This is a genomic window from Microvirgula curvata (genome assembly GCF_054781615.1).
This window is the reverse complement of record NZ_BAAGUB010000028.1, coordinates 295,967-312,511: the sequence shown is the minus strand read 5'-3', so window position 1 is coordinate 312,511 and position 16,545 is coordinate 295,967. Positions and strand designations below refer to the sequence as shown.

The window sequence follows — 16,545 nt, the reverse complement described above, 5'->3', positions numbered from 1 at the left end:
CCACCGTCCGTCCTCGAATGCGGTCAGGCCATCCGGCCATCGGGGCCGGCGCGCACCGGCAGTTCATCGATGCGCTCCAGCGTCGCCAGCGTCGCCTCGACCAGCTGGTCCATGTGCGCGGCCTCGATCACGTACGGCGGCATGAAATATACGGTGTTGCCGATGGGGCGCAACAGGCAGCCCTGTTCCAGCATCGCGGCGAAGAACGCCGGCGAAAAGTCATTGCGCCGGCTGGTGACTTCGAATGCCCAGATCATGCCCTGCTGGCGGAAGCCGGACACCTTGGCGTGCGCCGCCACCGGCGCGAGCTTCCGGGTGAACAGGGCAGCACGCTCGCAGTTGGCAGCCAGCACGTCGTCCTGCTCGAAAATGTCCAGCACCGCCAGCGCCGCCGCGCAGGCCAGCGCATTGCCGGTATAGCTGTGCGAATGCAGAAAGGCGCGCGCCACCGAATCGTCATAGAACGCATCGTAGACCGTGTCGCTGGTCAGCACGCAGGACAGCGGCAGATAGCCGCCGGTAATGCCCTTGGACAGACACAGGAAGTCCGGCTTGATGCCGGCCTGTTCGCAGGCGAACAGCGTGCCGGTGCGGCCGAAGCCGACGGCGATTTCGTCCGCGATCAGATGGATGTGGTACAGGTCGCACAGCCGCCGCGCGCCGCTCAGATAGGCAGGCGGGTACATGCGCATGCCGGCCGCCCCCTGAACCAGCGGTTCCAGAATCAGCGCGGCGGTTTCGTCCGAATGACGCTCCAGCGCATGTTCCAGCGCTGCCAGCGCACGGCGCACGGCGTCGTCGGCCGTTTCCTGGCGCTCGGGCAGCGGCGCCGGCAGTTGCAGGCCGGAGCGCACCAGCGGTGCGTAGGTATCCCGGAAAATGGCGACGTCGGTCACTGCCAGCGCGCCGACGGTTTCGCCGTGGTAGCTGCCATCGAGGTGCAGGTAGCGGTTTTTCCACGGCAGGCCGCGGTTCTTCCAGTAGTGGAAGCTCATCTTCAGCGCGATTTCGGTGGCGCTGGCGCCATCCGAGCCGTAGAACGCATGACCGAGACCGGTCAGTGCCGCCAGCCGTTCCGACAGTTCCACCACCGGCCGGTGAGTGAATCCGGCCAGCATGATGTGTTCGATACTGTCCATCTGCCGGGTGATCGCCGCCTTGATGCGCGGTTCATTGTGCCCGAACAGGTTGACCCACCATGAGCTGACGCCATCCAGATAGCGCTTGCCGTCGAAATCCACCAGCCACATGCCGTCGCCGGAAGCGATCGGAGTGATGGGCAGGGTTTCATGCCGCTTCATTTGCGTGCATGGATGCCAGACGGCTTGCCGACTGCGTTGCAGCCAGTCGGCATTGGCGGAGGTCATAACGGGCTCCCGGGCAAGATGGTCAGGCGCCAGTTTAACAGGCTGGCCCCCGCCGGGCAGGCTGCCGACGACCGAAGCGACACCGACGGCAACGACGACGCCATCGGCCGGCCGCACCCACGGTGCCATTGCTATGATCGCGGGAACCGAACCGGAGACGAGAGAGATGACAGCACCACGGCCGCAGGGCTTTTCACTGATCGAGCGCATGCTGCTGGTCGCCGTGGTCGGCATCAGCTCGGCCATCGCCCTGCCACTGTACTGGCAGCACGCGAACCGCAGTCAGGTGACGCTGGCGCTGGAAGCGCTGGCAACCACCCGCGCTTCAGTATCGGCCTACTATGCGACCCATGGCCGGATGCCGGCCGCGACAGAACAGGCCGTGATCTCGCCATCGCCGCTGGTTGCTCGAATTGCCGACGCCCCGGCCGACGCCGGCAGCCGCCGCTATCTGGTCACGCTGTCCGCCAGCGACGCGCTGGCCAGCACGCTGCGCCACACCACATTCGAACTGATCGGCACTGGCGACAGCGCGACGCGGCGGGTGCAGTGGCGCTGTCAGCCCGGCAGCACGTCGCCGACACCGGCCCGCTACCTGCCGGAAAGCTGTGGATAACGACGGCATTCGCCCATAAAAAACGCCGCGATCACAAGAACGCGGCGTTTTTTCGTGCTTCGGTCAGCTTAGGCCAGACGACCGTGGCACTGTTTGTAGCGCTTGCCGGAACCGCACGGGCACGCATCGTTGCGACCGACCTTGATGCCGGCGGCAGCCAGGCGATCCGGCGAGTACGGGTTGCCGTCGACCGCTTCGTCGCCGTCGACGGTGAACTCGTCATGACGGAACTCCATCGGCAGCGGTTCGTGCTCGAACGCTTCGGCAGCGGCAGCTTCGTCCGGGCTGCGGATCTGCACCGTGGCCACGATCTGCGTCACTTCGCGCTTGATGCGTTCCAGCATCGCGGCGAACAGCTCGAAGGCTTCGCGCTTGTATTCCTGCTTCGGGTTCTTCTGTGCGTAGCCGCGCAGGTGGATGCCCTGGCGCAGGTGGTCGAGCGCGGACAGGTGTTCGCGCCAGGCGCTGTCGAAGTGCTGCAGCAGCACGGCACGCTCGAACTGGCGCATGACGTCGCCGCCGGCCGATTCGACCTTGGCATCGTACTGGGCGCGAGCCTGGTCAAGGATGCGCAGCTTGAACGTTTCGGTCTCGACCGACGGTTCGGCCTTCATCCATTCGTCGACCGGTGCGTCGATCTGGTAGTCGGCAGCCAGCACCTTGCGCAGACCGGCCACGTCCCACTGTTCTTCCATCGACTGCGGCGGGATATAGGCATCGAACAGGCCGGCCAGCACGTCGTCGCGCATGGCGGCGATCATGTCGGCGACATTCTCCGATTCGAGGATCTCGTTGCGCTGCTGGTAGATGACCTTGCGCTGGTCGTTCGACACGTCGTCGTATTCGAGCAGTTGCTTGCGGATGTCGAAGTTGCGGCCTTCCACCTTGCGCTGGGCATTCTCGATGGCGCGGGTCACCCACGGGTGCTCGATCGCTTCGCCTTCCGGCATTTTCAGTCGCTGCATGATCGCGCCGACGCGGTCGGAGGCGAAGATGCGCAGCAGCGGGTCTTCCAGCGACAGGTAGAAGCGCGAGCTGCCCGGGTCGCCCTGGCGGCCGGAACGGCCACGCAGCTGGTTGTCGATCCGGCGCGATTCATGGCGTTCGGTGCCGATGATGTGCAGGCCGCCAGCGGCCAGCACCTGATCGTGGCGCGGCTGCCAGTCGGCTTTCAGCGCTTCGATCTTTGCCGTTTTCTGTTCTGCAGTCAGCGACGCATCGTTCTCGATGGCGAGAATGTCCGGCGCAATGCTGCCGCCCAGCACGATGTCGGTACCGCGACCGGCCATGTTGGTGGCGATGGTGATGACGCCTGGACGACCGGCCTGGACCACGATGTCGGCTTCACGCGCGTGCTGCTTGGCGTTCAGCACTTCGTGCGGCAGCTTTTCCTTGTCGAGCAGGGCCGACAGCAGTTCGGAGTTTTCGATCGAGGTGGTACCGACCAGCACCGGCTGGCCGCGCTGCTGGCAGTCGCGGATGTCGGCGACGATGGCGTGATGCTTCTCGTCGGCGGTGCGGTAGACCAGGTCGAGGTTGTCCTTGCGGATCATCGGCCGGTTGGTCGGGATCACCACGGTTTCCAGACCGTAGATCTGCTGGAATTCGTAGGCTTCGGTATCGGCCGTGCCGGTCATGCCGGCCAGCTTCTTGTAGATGCGGAAGTAGTTCTGGAACGTGATCGACGCCAGCGTCTGGTTCTCGCGGTTGACGGTCACGCCTTCCTTGGCCTCGACCGCCTGGTGCAGACCCTCGCTCCAGCGGCGACCGGCCATCAGCCGGCCGGTGAACTCGTCGACGATGATGATTTCGTCGTCCTGCACCACATAGTGCTGGTCACGATGGAACAGCGCATGGGCGCGCAGTGCGGCCATCAGATGGTGCATCAGCGTGATGTTGGCGGCCGAGTACAGGCTGTCGCCTTCGCGCAGCAGGCCGGCATTGATCAGCTGGACTTCGGCATGCTCGAAACCGGATTCGGACAGCATGACGCTGTGCGCCTTCTCGTCGACCCAGTAGTCGCCTTCGCCTTCTTCTTCCTGCTGGCGGACCAGCAGCGGCGGAATGGCGTTCATGCGCTGGTACATGTCGATATTGTCGTCAGCCGGGCCGCTGATGATCAGCGGCGTGCGCGCTTCGTCGATCAGGATCGAGTCCACTTCGTCGACGATGGCATACGACAGCGGGCGCTGCACGCGCTCGCCGGTGCTGTACACCATGTTGTCGCGCAGGTAGTCGAAGCCGAATTCGTTGTTGGTGCCGTAGGTGATGTCGGCGGCGTAGGCGGTCTGCTTGTCGCCATGGGCCATCTGCGACAGGTTCACGCCGACGCTGAGGCCGAGGAAGTTGTACAGCTTGGCCATGGTGTTCGCGTCACGGCTGGCCAGGTAGTCGTTGACGGTCACGACGTGCACGCCCTTGCCGGCGATCGCGTTCAGGTAGGCCGGCAGCGTGGCGACCAGCGTCTTGCCTTCACCAGTGCGCATTTCGGCGATCTTGCCGTTGTGCAGCACCATGCCGCCGATCAGCTGCACGTCGAAGTGGCGCATGCCCATCACGCGGCGGCTGGCCTCGCGGCAGACGGCGAAGGCTTCGGACAGCAGCGAATCGAGCGTGGCACCCTTCTGGAAGCGGTCGCGGAACTCGTCGGTCTTGGCAGCCAGCGCCGCATCATCCAGCGCCTGCATCTCCGGTTCCATCGCATTGATGCGGGTCACCGTACCGCGGTATTGCTTGAGCAGCCGGTCGTTGCGACTGCCGAAGACTTTTTTCAGTAGACTCTGGATCATGGGTTGTCAGTAGGCGGTGCGCGCCGAAAAAAATAGAGGGAATATTAGCACAGCGGCCATGCGCCCACGCTGGGCACGCAACGATCCCGACCGGGCGCGCGGGCCTGCGGGTGCTGCGATCGCGTATTGTCTGTGCCAGATCAATCCTGCATGCGCGGTGACAGATGCGGCGATCCCGCCATTTCTCAAGCCCGACGGCATGAATTTACAGGGATGGCGACAGGCCGGGCTCGTGGCACAATCCACGGCATGGACTCCAGCGACCCCGTTACCAAGCACCTGACCCGCGTACCGAAACTGGCCGCGCTCGCCGAGCTGTCGCACCGCTACCGCGAGCTCGACGCCGCACTGAAACGGCAGCTGACGCCCGGCCTGGCCGGCAGTGTCGAGGTCGCCTGCGTGCGCGAAAACGGCGAGCTGGTGGTGTTCGCCGCCAGCGGCAGCGTGGTCACCAAGCTGCGCTCGCTGGAAACCCGGCTGTGCAACACCCTGGCCGCCGATGGCTGGCCGGTGTCGCGGCTGAAGGTCCGGGTACGGGTCGACATCAAGCCGAACAAGAAGCCCAAGAATTTCTCGGTCAACGACCCCGCACTCGACGCGCTGGAACGCACTGCCGGCAATGTCGCCGGCCATCCGCAACTCGCGCGGGCGCTGTCACGGTTTATCGCGGCACGACGGGCGAAGCGCTAGTCTTCCGCCTTCCAGTGCCCCGATTTGCCGCCGGCTTTTTCCAGCAGCCGGATGCCGCCCATTTCCATGCCGCGGTCGACTGCCTTGCACATGTCGTAGACGGTCAGCAGGGCGACGCTGACTGCGGTCAGCGCTTCCATTTCCACTCCGGTCTTGCCGACCGTTTCAGCGGTCACGGTGCAGCCGACGCGGCTGGCGGCCTCATCGAGCGCGAACTCGACCGCGACCCGCGTCAGCGCGATCGGGTGGCACAGCGGGATCAGCGACGACGCCTGCTTGGACGCCATGATGGCGGCCACGCGGGCTATGCCGAGCACGTCGCCCTTCTTGTGGCCACCATCGCGCACCAGGGCAAAGGTCGCCGGCTGCATGGCGATCCAGCCGGTGGCCACGGCGACGCGGGCGGTTTCGGCCTTGGCGCCGACATCGACCATGTGAGCCTGGCCGGCGGTATCGAAATGGGTCAGCGGAGAGGACATGCGGGGCTCCGTTCAGTCACTCAGTTGTACAGGTGGCGCACCAGCGCCCAGACCAGGGTCAATACCAGCGCCAGCACGGCCGAACCGATGACGATGCGGCGGATATAGCCCAGAAAGCGGCGCTGGCGGGTAAAGGCAAAGCAGAACAGTGACCAGCCGACGCCAAAGATGACGATCAGCAGCCACAGGCGGAAAAACAGCATGACGGCGCCCTCCGGTCAGGGTGGTTTCCGGGGCGGCGCCTGCCGCGGTTCAGACCGGGGCCGGCAGGCGATGGAAACTGGATGGTGCCTGGTCGGCCGAAGCGAAGCTGACGTATTCCCAGGCATCGGTACAGGCCAGCAGCTTGCGCAGCAACTGGTTGTTCAGCGCGTGCCCGGACTTGTAGCCGGAGAAGGCTGCGATCAGCGGGTGTCCGAGCACGTACAGGTCGCCGATCGCATCGAGGATCTTGTGGCGCACGAACTCGTCCGGATAGCGCAGGCCATCGCTGTTCAATACGTATTCATCATCGATGACGATGGCGTTGTCGAGGCTGCCGCCACGGCCCAGACCGGCCTTGGCCATGCTTTCCACTTCATGCATGAAGCCAAAGGTACGGGCACGGGCGATCGCGTCGATGTAGCTGGTGCCGGCAAAGTCGATCTCGACCTTCTGCGGCGCGCGCTGGAATACCGGGTGGTTGAAGGCGATTTCCAGGCTGACCTTGAAACCGTCGTGCGGCGACAGGCGGACCCACTTGTCGCCTTCGCTCACTTCCACCGTGTCCAGCACGCGGATAAAGCGCTTGGGCTTCGCCTGATCGACGATGCCCGCACTTTGCAGCAGATAGATGAACGGCATGGCGCTGCCGTCCATGATCGGCGTTTCCTGCGCCGTCATTTCCACAATCAGGTTGTCGATACCCAGTCCGGCCAGCGCGCTCATGAGGTGCTCGATGGTGCCGACACGCACGCCGTCGGGCGTGACGAGCGTCGAGGAGAGGCGCGTGTCGTTCACCAGTTCCGGGGCAAGCCGGATATCGTCGCTACCGGGGAGATCGGTGCGGCGAAACACGATGCCGGAATCGGGAGGCGCCGGGCGTAGCGTCAGCTTGATGCGGTCGCCCGAGTGCAACCCGACCCCGCTCGCGCTGACAGGCTCCTTGAGCGTGCGCTGGTGGATCATGGTTATCCAAACTTCCTGTACTGCGTATTGACGGCGTCAGCGTAGCACAGCGCACTCATTGCGCTGATGACTTGCACTGATACCGGCGATAGCAAACTGCTATCAGTCTGCCTGCTTGCGCAGGAAGGCCGGGATGTCGTAGTTGTCCATTACTGCCGGGTTGGCAAAATCGGCACCGGTGGTCACGGCGCGGCGGCCGGACTTCAGGAAGCCGGACACGTCGTTTTCGGCAGCCGGCACTTCGAACGGCATGTCATCGGTACCGGTACGTACGACCTTCAGGTAGTCGGGACGTTCGTCACGGGCCGCATTCTTCTTGCTGTTCGGCGACAGGCCGGTGGCGATCAGCGTCACGCGGATTTCGTCATCCGGCATGCCTTCGACTTCGGCAGTGCCGAACTTCATGTCGGCGTCGCCATCGGCGAGCTGGGTGATGATTTCCATGATTTCGCTGTACTCGCGCATGCGCAGGCAACCCGGCGCGGTCGAGATGTTGACCAGCAGGCCCTTGGCGCCGATCAGGGTCACGTCATCGAGCAGCGGGCTGGCCACGGCCTGTTCGGCGGCCACGCGGGCGCGGTCTATGCCGGATGCGCTGGCGGTCCCCATCATGGCCATGCCGTTGAGGCTCATCACCGTACGCACGTCGGCAAAGTCGACGTTGACGAAGCCCGGGGTGGTGATCACTTCGGCCACACCGGCGACAGCGCCCTTCAGCACGTCGTCGGCGGCACGGAACGCTTCACGCATGGTGACGTCGTCGCCGAGCACTTCCATCAGCTTCTGGTTCGGGATCACGATCAGCGAGTCGACGTTCTTCTTCAGGTCGTCAACGCCCTGCACCGATACCGCCAGGCGCTTGCCACCTTCGAACACGAACGGACGGGTGACGACCGCCACGGTCAGCACGCCGAGTTCGCGCGCGACTTCGGCCACCACCGGTGCGGCACCGGTACCGGTGCCGCCGCCCATGCCGGCGGCGATGAACACCATGTCGCAACCCTTCAGCACGTCGCCGATGCGCTCACGGTCTTCCAGCGCCGAATTGCGGCCGACTTCCGGCTTGGAACCGGCGCCAAGGCCCTTGGTCAGCGTCTGGCCGAGCTGGATGCGGGTCGGGGCGCGGTTCTGCGCCAGCGAATCGGCATCGGTGTTGGCAGCGACGAACTCGACGCCCTTCATCCCGGCATCGATCATGTTGTTGACCGCGTTGCAGCCACCGCCGCCGACACCGATCACCTTGATGACGGCCTGTTGGGCCGGCGCGTCCTGCAGCATTTCATAAACCATAACGCTCATGGTTCTCTCCTCGTAAAAAACACCCTGGCGATGTGCCCTGTATCCGCGACGGCAACGCCCTGCCGTCGCACTCCTTTGGCCGTCCACCCGGGTGGACGGCGCAATCCCGTTTCGGGTCCGGTCAGAAGTTGCTGCCGAACCACGCCTTCATCTTGCTGAACACCGACGTGATCGAACCGCCGTCGTTCTTCGGCATCAATACCTTGTGCTCGCGCTCCTTGCCCAGCAGCAGCAGGCCGACGGCGGTCGAGTAGGCCGGCTTGCGCACGACCTCGGCCAGGCCGGCATAGTACTGCGGCGCGCCGACGCGCACCGGCATGTGGAACACTTCCTCGGCCAGCTCGCTGACGCCCGGCATCTGGCTGGAGCCACCGGTCAGCACGATGCCCGAGCTCAGCATGCCGTCGAAACCGGCACGCTTGAGTTCCTGCTGCACCAGCTGGAACAGCTCCTCGACCCGCGGCTCGATGACCTCGGCCAGCGTCGCGCGCGACAGCTGGCGCGGTCCGCGTTCGCCGACGCCCGGCACGTCCAGCATCTGCGACGCGTCGGCCATGCGGGCCAGCCCGACGCCGTGCTGGATCTTGATGTCCTCGGCGTCCTTGGTCGGCGTGCGCAGCGCCATGGCGATGTCGTTGGTGATCTGGTCGCCGGCAATCGGAATGACGGCCGTGTGACGGATCGCGCCGCCCCGCAGCACGGCGATGTCGGTCGTGCCGCCGCCGATGTCGATCAGGCAGACGCCGAGATCCTTCTCGTCCTCGGTCAGCACTGCCTGGGCACTGGCCAGCGGCTGCAGGATCAGGTCGCTGACTTCCAGCCCGCAACGGCGCACGCACTTGGCGATGTTCTGCGCCGCGCTGACCGCGCCGGTCACGATATGGACCCGCGCCTCCAGCCGGACGCCGGACATGCCCAGCGGTTCGCGCACGTCTTCCTGGCCGTCAATGCAGAATTCCTGGGTCAGGATGTGCAGCACCTGGTGGTCCGGCGGAATGGTCACGGCGCGGGCAGTCTCGATCACGCGGTCGATATCGGCCTGGGTGACCTCGCGCTCGCGGATCGCCACCATGCCGTGCGAATTCACGCTCTTGATGTGACTGCCGGCAATGCCGGTGTACACCTCGTTGATCTTGCAGTCGGCCATCAGTTCGGCCTCGCGCACGGCAGCCTCGATGGCTTTGACCGTCGCCTCGATATTGACCACCATGCCCTTGCGCAGACCGCGCGACGGCGTATTGCCCATGCCGACAATATTGATGCCGCCCTCGTCGGTGACCTCGGCCACGATGGCCACGATCTTCGACGTGCCGATATCCAGGCCGACCAGCATCTGTTTCGTGTCCCTTGTTTTGCTCACCAATCGCTCCACCCGGTATGCGTATTCGGTTTCATTCAGGCCGCCGGTTTTCTCGGCAGCACATTTCCCGGCTTGTAGTCCGGCATCCGGACCGCAAATCCGTTCGGATACCGCAAGTCCACGTATTCAATGCGGTACGGCAGCTTGACCAGCTCCTGCTGCCACACCGCGACAAACCTCGCCATCCGGCCCTCGACATCATCGTGCCCCAGCCGGAGCTGGACGCCATTGCTCAGCATCACATCCCACGCCCGCCGCTCCGACAGCTTCAGCCCGGCCACCCGCAGCGAGGCCGGCGCCAGCAGCCGGCCGGCATCGGCCAGCGCCCTGACCAGGTCCTTCTCGCTGCCGGCCGGTCCTTCGACCATCGGCAGCGCCTCGCTCGATGCGGCATCGAACCACTCGCCCTGCGACGACAGCAGACCGCTCTCGCCCCAGCGGGCCACCGCGCGGTGCTCGTCGATCACGATTTCCAGCTGATCGGGCCATTGCCGCCGCACCACCGCACGCCGCACCCACGGCAGCTTTTCAAACGCTTCCCGGGTCGCATCGAGATTCAGGGTAAAGAACGTGCCCTTCAGCTCCGACTCGGCCACCAACCGCAACTGCTCCGGGGTCACATGCTTCAGCGCCCCGTCGATGCGGATCTTCCGCACCGGAAAATAGCTCGAATGGGCGATCCAGTACCCGCCCGCCACAAGGCTCATCAATAGCGCCGCGCCAAACAGGAAACTGGCGAAGCTGTTGAGGGCCTTGTGGTTATCCCACATGGGCCGTATCCAGAACCTGCACACACAGGTCCTCGTAGGACAGCCCGGCCACCCGCGCCGCCATCGGCACCAGCGAATGCGTGGTCATGCCCGGCGAGGTATTGATTTCCAGCAGGTACGGCTCGCCGGCCTCGTCGACGAGGAAGTCGATCCGTCCCCAGCCCTGCCCGCCCAGCACGGCGAACCCCTGCTCGGCCAGCCGGCGCATTTCCGCTTCGCGCGCGTCGCTGAGCCCGGCCGGGCAGCGGTACACCGTGTCGTCACGGAAGTACTTGGCCTGGTAGTCGTAAAACTCGGTCGCCGGCTCGATCTTGATCGCCGGCAACGCCTTGTCGTTGAGAATGGAGACGGTGTACTCGCCGCCACCAATGAATTTTTCCGCCAGCACCAGGCGATCGTACTGGCGCGCTTCGCGGTAGGCCGCTTCCAGCGTGCCGGCCTCGACCACCTTGGTCACGCCGATGCTCGACCCCTCACAGGCCGGCTTGACGAACAGCGGCAGGCCCAGCTTGCGTTCGATGGCGGCGAAGTCGCTGTCGTCGTCCAGCAATTCGAATGCCGGGATCGGCAGGCCGGCGGCCTTCCAGACCAGCTTCGAGCGCCATTTGTCCATGCCGATGGCCGAAGCCATCACGCCACAGCCGGTATACGGGATGCCCAGCGTCTCCAGCGCGCCCTGCAGCGTGCCATCCTCGCCGAACGGGCCGTGCAGGGCGATGAACACCCGGTCGAAGCCTTCGTCCTTCAGCGCCTGCAGCGGTTTTTCCGCCGGGTCGAACGCCTGCGCGTCCACACCGTGGTGCAGCAGCGCGGCCAGCACCCCGCTGCCGCTCATCAGCGACACTTCACGCTCGGACGAGGTCCCGCCGAGCAACACCGCCACTTTGCCGAAATGCCTGTTCATATCGCGCGTCATCATTGTTCCTGCTTCGCCGCCAGCTTGCCCGGCACCTGGCCGATCGAGCCGGCGCCCATCGTCATCACCACGTCGCCATCACGCACATGCGTCATCACGGCGCCCGGCATGTCGGCGATGGCCTCGACGAACACCGGTTCCACCTTGCCGGCCACGCGCACCGCGCGGCTCAGCGCCCGCCCGTCGGCGGCAACGATCGGCTGTTCGCCGGCCGGATAGACATCGGCCAGCAGCAGTGCATCGACCGACGACAGCACGCGGACGAAGTCCTCGAACAGGTCACGGGTCCGCGTATAGCGGTGCGGCTGGAACGCCAGCACCAGCCGGCGGCCGGGGAAGGCACCGCGCGCCGCGGCCAGCGTGGCCGCCATTTCGACCGGGTGGTGACCATAGTCGTCGACCAGCGTGGCATGGCCGCCATCCGGCAGCCGCAGCTCGCCATAGCGCTGGAAGCGCCGGCCGACGCCGGAGAAACCGGCCAGTCCGTCGGCGATATCGTCGATGTTCGCGCCGCACTCCAGCCCGATGGCGATGGCCGCCAGCGCATTGAGCACATTGTGCAGGCCGGGCAGATTGACCGTGACCGTGCGCCGGTGGCGTTCGCCGTTTTCCCACAGCACGTCAAAGCGCATGCGCCCGCCGTCGGCCACCACGTTCTCGGCCCGCACCTGGGCGTCCTCGCTGAAACCGTAGGTGGTGATCGGCTTGGTGATGCGCGGCAGAATCTCGCGCACGTTCGGGTCGTCGACGCAGACCACGGCACGACCGTAGAACGGCAGCCGCTGCAGAAAGTCGACGAAGGCCTGCTTCAGCTTGTCGAAGTCGTGGCCATAGGTGTCCATGTGGTCGGCGTCGATATTGGTGACGACGGCCATGATCGGCGACAGGTACAGGAACGAGGCGTCCGACTCGTCGGCTTCGGCGACGAGAAAATCACCGGACCCCAGCCGCGCATTGCTGCCGGCGGCGGTCAGCCGCCCGCCGATGACGAAGGTCGGGTCCATGCCGGCCTGGCCCAGCACGCTGGCCACCAGGCTGGTGGTCGTGGTCTTGCCGTGGGTACCGGCAATGGCGATGCCCTGCTTGATCCGCATCAGCTCGGCCAGCATCAGCGCGCGCGGCACGATGGGGATGCCTGCGGCACGCGCCGCCAGCACTTCCGGGTTGTCCGCCTTGACCGCCGTGGAGGTGACGACGACATCCGCGCCGCCGACATAGGTGGCGTCATGGCCGAACTGCACGCTCGCGCCGGCAGCCGTCAGCCGCTCGGTGGTGGCATTCGCCGCGACGTCGGAGCCTGACACGGTATAGCCGAGCGTCAGCAGCACCTCGGCGATGCCGCTCATGCCGACCCCGCCGATTCCGACGAAATGGATATGTCTGACTCTGTGTTTCATCCCGATATTCCGCGTAGACCGCACAAAACCCGCAAGGATACTGGCTTTTGAGCCAAAACTGTTTTGCGTGGCGTCATTTGTTACATCCTTTGCCCGCCAGTTGCGCGCAAATGTCCGCCACACGGGCGGCAGCATCGGTTTTCGCCTTGCCGCGCGCGACCCGCGCCATGTCCAGACACTGGCTGCGCGTCAGGCCGGAAATCAGCGCGGCGACCCGTTCGACCGTCATCTGCGGCTGCGGCAGCAGGATGCCGGCGCCGGCCTCGCTGAGGAAGCGCGCATTGCCGGTCTGGTGGTCGTCGACCGCACTCGGAAACGGCACCAGCACGCTGGCCGCGCCCACGGCGGCCAGCTCGGCCACGGTCAGCGCGCCGGCACGGCACAGCACCAGGTCGGCCCGCGCATACTCGCCGGCCATGTCGTCGATAAAGGCACGGCAGTCGGCCTCGACGCCGGCGTCCGCATAGTTCTGGTGCAGCGCCTCGATCTGCTTCTGCCCGGCCTGGTGGACTACCTGCGGCCGCGAGGCGACGGGCAGGCTGGCCAGCGCGGCCGGCAGGGTGTCATTGAATACCCGGGCGCCCAGGCTGCCGCCAACCACCAGCAGGCGCAGCGGGCCGTCGCGGCCATCGAAGCGCGTGTCGGGAGCGGGAACGGCGGCGATGTCGGCCCGAACCGGGTTGCCGACCAGTCCGGCCTCGCCGGCAAAGGCACCGGGGAAGGCGAACAGGGTGCGACTGGCAATCTTCGACAGCATGCGGTTGGTCAGCCCGGCGACCGAATTCTGTTCGTGCACCACCAGCGGAATGCCCAGCAGCCGGGCAGCCAGGCCGCCCGGCGCGCCGGTATAACCGCCAAAGCCGATCACCACGTCCGGACGCAGCCGGCGCAGGATCGCCACCGAGCGGCTGACCGCGCGGCCGAGCACGGCCGGCAGCGCCAGCCAGCGCGCGATGCCGTTGCCGCGCACGCCGCGAATGGCCAGGGTTTCCAGCGCATAGCCGCGCGACGGCACCAGCCGGGTTTCCATGCCGCCGTCGGCGCCAAGGAATACCGCCTGCCAGCCGCGCGAGCTCAGTTCGTCCGCAACGGCCAGCGCCGGGAAGATATGCCCGCCGGTGCCACCGGTCATGATCAGGGCGGTCGGCATGCTCATACCTTGTACCCCCGCATCAGCAAGCGGTTTTCCCAGTCGATGCGCAGCAGGATCGCCAGCGCGATGCAGTTGGCCAGGATCGCGCTGCCGCCATACGACAGCAGCGGCAGGGTCAGACCCTTGGTCGGCAGCAAGCCCATGTTCACACCCACGTTGATGAACGCCTGCCAGCCGATCCAGATGCCGATGGCCTGGGCGACCAGCGCCTGGAAGAAGCGTTCGAGTTTTTTCGATTCCATGCCGATGTGGAACGCGCGCCGGACCAGCCAGGCGAACAGGCCGACGACGACGGCAATGCCGACGAAGCCGAATTCCTCGGCAATCACTGCCATCAGGAAGTCGGTATGCGCTTCCGGCAGATAAAACAGTTTTTCCACGCTGTTGCCGAGGCCGACGCCGAACCACTCGCCGCGGCCGAAGGCAATCAGCGAGTGCGACAGCTGGTAGCCCTTGCCGTACGGGTCCTGCCACGGGTCGAGGAAGCCGACCACGCGCTCCATCCGGTATGGCGAACTCATCACCAGGCCAACGGCGCTGAGGCCGCCAACGGTGATCAGCGCGGCGAAGATGCGCCAGTTGATGCCGCCGAGGAACAGCGTGCCCATCGAGATCACCGCCACCACGGCGAAGGCGCCGAAGTCGGGCTCCATCAGCAGCAGGATGCCGGTCACCGCCACTGCCGCCGCCATCGGCACGAAGCCCTTGGTGATGCTGTGCATGTAGTCGGCCTTGCGGGTGGTGAAGTCGGCCGCATACAGGCAGGCCGCCAGTTTCATGATCTCGGACGGCTGCAGGTTCATGATGCCGAGCGATACCCAGCGCCGCGAGCCGTTCACCACCTTGCCGATGCCGGGCACCAGCACCAGGATCAGCATGACGAAGGCCAGCATGAACAGCCGGCTGGCGTGGCGTTGCCACATCGCGGTCGGCACCTGGAAGGCGACCCAGCCCACGGCCAGCGCGACCGTCAGCGCAATGCTGTGCCGGACCAGGTAGTAGAAGCGGTTGTGGGTGTCGGCATCGGCTTCCGCATACGCGATCGACGCCGAATACACCATCACCAGACCGATGGCCAGCAGCGCGACGATGACCCACACCAGCGCCTCGTCATACGCGGTGAAGCGTGGCGCGCCGGGGGTGGGTCGGTCGAAGGCAAAGCGCACGGTCAGCTCCTGCCTGCCGCAATGGCACGGGCGGCATCGATAAACACCTCGGAACGGTGGGCATAGCCGCGGAACATGTCGAAACTGGCGCAGGCCGGCGACAGCAGCACCACGTCGCCGGCCTGCGCCAGCGCAAAGGCCTCGCGGGTGGCGTCTTCCAGCGTGGCGCAATCAATGACCGGCTGCGCAATGCCATCCAGCGCGCCGCGGATCTGCGCCGCGTCGCGACCGATCAGCACCACGGCGCGGGCGATGCGGGCGATGGCCGGCTTCAGCGGCGCAAAGTCCTGTCCCTTGCCGTCACCGCCGGCGATCAGCACCACCGGCCGGGTCATGCCGTTGAGGGCGGCCTCGGTCGCACCGACATTGGTGCCCTTGGAGTCATCGATGAAATCGACGCCACCATGGGCCAGTACGTGTTCGACCCGGTGCGGCAGGCCACGGAAGGTTTTCAGTCCGGCGACCAGTCCGGCGCGCGGCATGCCGGCCGCTTCGGCCAGTGCCAGCGCCGCCAGCGCATTGGCCGCGTTGTGCAGGCCGACCAGTTGCATCTCGTCGGCCGCCAGCAGCGCGACGCCACCGGCCTGCAGCCAGTGACGACCATCGCGTTCGACCAGTGCGTAGTCGGCGGACGGGTCGCGCAGCGAGAAGGTGACGTGGCGGCGATCCGGGCGGGCCATGGCGCGGACGAACACGTCGTCGGCATTCAGCACCTGGACGCCCGCCCCGTTGAAAACCGCAGCCTTGCTGTCGGCATAGGCCAGCAGGTCGCGATAGCGGTTCAGGTGGTCTTCGGAAATGTTCAGCACCGTGGCAGCGACCGCATCCAGCGAGCGGGTGGTCTCCAGCTGGAAACTCGACAGTTCGAGCACAAACAGGTCCGGCAGCCGGCCTTCGCGTTCGATGCCGGTCAGCGCCGCCAGGGTCGGCAGGCCGATATTGCCGGCCACCACGGCCCGCAGTCCGGTGGCATGGCACAGATGGCCGACCAGCGAGGTCACGGTGGTCTTGCCATTGGAACCGGTGATGGCAATCACCGGCTTGCCGAGCGGGCGGATGGCGCGGGCGAACAGCTCGACATCACCGACCACTTCGCCGGTGAAGGCGGCGATGGCCGGCGTCGCCACCGGCACGCCGGGGCTGACCACCAGCAGGTCGCAGCCGGCGAACGTGGTCGCGTCAAAGGCGCCGGTGCGCACGTCGGCGTCCGGCGCCACGGCACGCAGCTCATCGGCATGCGGCAGCGTGTCGCGGCTGTCGGCCACTACCAGCCGGCCGACGCGCGAGGCAAGGAACGCCGCCGCCGCCAGCCCGGTATCGCCGAAGCCGACCACACCGACCGTTTTTTGCTTGAGTCCGAGATCCGCAAACATGTC

The 16,545-nt window shown here is 65.9% G+C and carries 15 protein-coding genes; 2 read left to right on the top strand and 13 right to left on the bottom strand.

The window, feature by feature from the left end:
- Positions 1-23: 23 nt before the first annotated feature.
- Positions 24-1,367: an adenosylmethionine--8-amino-7-oxononanoate transaminase gene (locus ACYVG8_RS12480; protein WP_460745922.1), complete on the bottom strand. Its 1,344-nt coding sequence runs from the start codon at positions 1,365-1,367 to the stop codon at positions 24-26.
- A 166-nt stretch (positions 1,368-1,533) separates the two neighbouring features.
- Between ACYVG8_RS12480 and ACYVG8_RS12475 the strand changes: the two genes are divergently transcribed.
- Positions 1,534-1,983 carry a pilin gene (locus tag ACYVG8_RS12475; RefSeq protein WP_460745921.1) on the top strand — a complete coding sequence of 150 codons (450 nt, stop codon included), beginning with the start codon at positions 1,534-1,536 and terminating at the stop codon, positions 1,981-1,983.
- A gap of 68 nt (positions 1,984-2,051) precedes the next feature.
- Here the strand turns inward: ACYVG8_RS12475 and secA are convergent, their stop codons facing one another.
- Positions 2,052-4,772: a preprotein translocase subunit SecA gene (gene secA, locus ACYVG8_RS12470; protein WP_460745919.1), complete on the bottom strand. Its 2,721-nt coding sequence runs from the start codon at positions 4,770-4,772 to the stop codon at positions 2,052-2,054.
- A 249-nt stretch (positions 4,773-5,021) separates the two neighbouring features.
- On the opposite strand from secA, the gene ACYVG8_RS12465 reads away from it, so the two are divergent.
- On the top strand, positions 5,022-5,462 hold the full coding sequence (locus ACYVG8_RS12465) for a DciA family protein (protein ID WP_028498476.1): 441 nt from the start codon (positions 5,022-5,024) through the stop codon (positions 5,460-5,462).
- Here the strand turns inward: ACYVG8_RS12465 and moaC are convergent.
- From moaC to murD, 11 genes are all read right to left on the bottom strand, one after another.
- Entirely contained in the window at positions 5,459-5,941 is a 483-nt protein-coding gene (gene moaC / locus ACYVG8_RS12460; protein WP_460745917.1) for a cyclic pyranopterin monophosphate synthase MoaC, read from the bottom strand. The genes ACYVG8_RS12465 and moaC overlap by 4 nt on opposite strands.
- Before the next feature lie 20 nt (positions 5,942-5,961).
- Positions 5,962-6,144 (bottom strand): hypothetical protein, encoded by a 183-nt coding sequence (locus tag ACYVG8_RS12455; RefSeq protein WP_028498478.1) that lies wholly within the window; start codon positions 6,142-6,144, stop codon positions 5,962-5,964.
- A gap of 49 nt (positions 6,145-6,193) precedes the next feature.
- Entirely contained in the window at positions 6,194-7,105 is a 912-nt protein-coding gene (gene lpxC, locus ACYVG8_RS12450) for a UDP-3-O-acyl-N-acetylglucosamine deacetylase (protein WP_028498479.1), read from the bottom strand.
- Between the two features lie 105 nt (positions 7,106-7,210).
- Complete coding sequence (gene ftsZ / locus ACYVG8_RS12445; RefSeq protein WP_028498480.1) at positions 7,211-8,407, bottom strand: cell division protein FtsZ; 1,197 nt, start codon at positions 8,405-8,407, stop codon at positions 7,211-7,213.
- Between the two features lie 121 nt (positions 8,408-8,528).
- Positions 8,529-9,740, bottom strand: coding sequence for a cell division protein FtsA (ftsA, locus tag ACYVG8_RS12440; protein ID WP_233495175.1), 1,212 nt, complete (start codon positions 9,738-9,740; stop codon positions 8,529-8,531).
- Between the two features lie 62 nt (positions 9,741-9,802).
- Complete coding sequence (locus ACYVG8_RS12435; RefSeq protein ID WP_028498482.1) at positions 9,803-10,537, bottom strand: cell division protein FtsQ/DivIB; 735 nt, start codon at positions 10,535-10,537, stop codon at positions 9,803-9,805.
- Positions 10,527-11,453: a D-alanine--D-alanine ligase gene (locus tag ACYVG8_RS12430; protein WP_460745934.1), complete on the bottom strand. Its 927-nt coding sequence runs from the start codon at positions 11,451-11,453 to the stop codon at positions 10,527-10,529. The genes ACYVG8_RS12435 and ACYVG8_RS12430 overlap by 11 nt, the downstream gene beginning before the upstream one ends.
- On the bottom strand, positions 11,453-12,850 hold the full coding sequence (gene murC / locus ACYVG8_RS12425) for a UDP-N-acetylmuramate--L-alanine ligase (RefSeq protein WP_028498484.1): 1,398 nt from the start codon (positions 12,848-12,850) through the stop codon (positions 11,453-11,455). Before murC ends, ACYVG8_RS12430 begins: the two co-directional genes overlap by 1 nt.
- 73 nt (positions 12,851-12,923) lie before the next feature.
- On the bottom strand, positions 12,924-14,006 hold the full coding sequence (murG, locus tag ACYVG8_RS12420; protein WP_460745914.1) for an undecaprenyldiphospho-muramoylpentapeptide beta-N-acetylglucosaminyltransferase: 1,083 nt from the start codon (positions 14,004-14,006) through the stop codon (positions 12,924-12,926).
- Entirely contained in the window at positions 14,003-15,169 is a 1,167-nt protein-coding gene (gene ftsW / locus ACYVG8_RS12415; RefSeq protein ID WP_028498486.1) for a putative lipid II flippase FtsW, read from the bottom strand. Before ftsW ends, murG begins: the two co-directional genes overlap by 4 nt.
- Before the next feature lie 2 nt (positions 15,170-15,171).
- Entirely contained in the window at positions 15,172-16,542 is a 1,371-nt protein-coding gene (gene murD, locus ACYVG8_RS12410; protein WP_460745913.1) for a UDP-N-acetylmuramoyl-L-alanine--D-glutamate ligase, read from the bottom strand.
- Positions 16,543-16,545 lie beyond the last annotated feature (3 nt).

Excerpts from the sequence above, each read along its gene's own strand:
- ACYVG8_RS12480 (WP_460745922.1), bottom strand. The coding sequence starts at position 1,367 with ATGACCTCCGCCAATGCCGACTGGCTGCAACGCAGTCGGCAAGCCGTC.
- ACYVG8_RS12475 (WP_460745921.1), top strand. The coding sequence starts at position 1,534 with ATGACAGCACCACGGCCGCAGGGCTTTTCACTGATCGAGCGCATGCTG.
- secA (WP_460745919.1), bottom strand. The coding sequence starts at position 4,772 with ATGATCCAGAGTCTACTGAAAAAAGTCTTCGGCAGTCGCAACGACCGG.
- ACYVG8_RS12465 (WP_028498476.1), top strand. The coding sequence starts at position 5,022 with ATGGACTCCAGCGACCCCGTTACCAAGCACCTGACCCGCGTACCGAAA.
- moaC (WP_460745917.1), bottom strand. The coding sequence starts at position 5,941 with ATGTCCTCTCCGCTGACCCATTTCGATACCGCCGGCCAGGCTCACATG.
- ACYVG8_RS12455 (WP_028498478.1), bottom strand. The coding sequence starts at position 6,144 with ATGCTGTTTTTCCGCCTGTGGCTGCTGATCGTCATCTTTGGCGTCGGC.
- ftsZ (WP_028498480.1), bottom strand. The coding sequence starts at position 8,407 with ATGAGCGTTATGGTTTATGAAATGCTGCAGGACGCGCCGGCCCAACAG.
- ftsA (WP_233495175.1), bottom strand. The coding sequence starts at position 9,740 with ATGCTGGTCGGCCTGGATATCGGCACGTCGAAGATCGTGGCCATCGTG.
- ACYVG8_RS12435 (WP_028498482.1), bottom strand. The coding sequence starts at position 10,537 with ATGTGGGATAACCACAAGGCCCTCAACAGCTTCGCCAGTTTCCTGTTT.
- ACYVG8_RS12430 (WP_460745934.1), bottom strand. The coding sequence starts at position 11,453 with ATGACGCGCGATATGAACAGGCATTTCGGCAAAGTGGCGGTGTTGCTC.
- murC (WP_028498484.1), bottom strand. The coding sequence starts at position 12,850 with ATGAAACACAGAGTCAGACATATCCATTTCGTCGGAATCGGCGGGGTC.
- murG (WP_460745914.1), bottom strand. The coding sequence starts at position 14,006 with ATGAGCATGCCGACCGCCCTGATCATGACCGGTGGCACCGGCGGGCAT.
- murD (WP_460745913.1), bottom strand. The coding sequence starts at position 16,542 with ATGTTTGCGGATCTCGGACTCAAGCAAAAAACGGTCGGTGTGGTCGGC.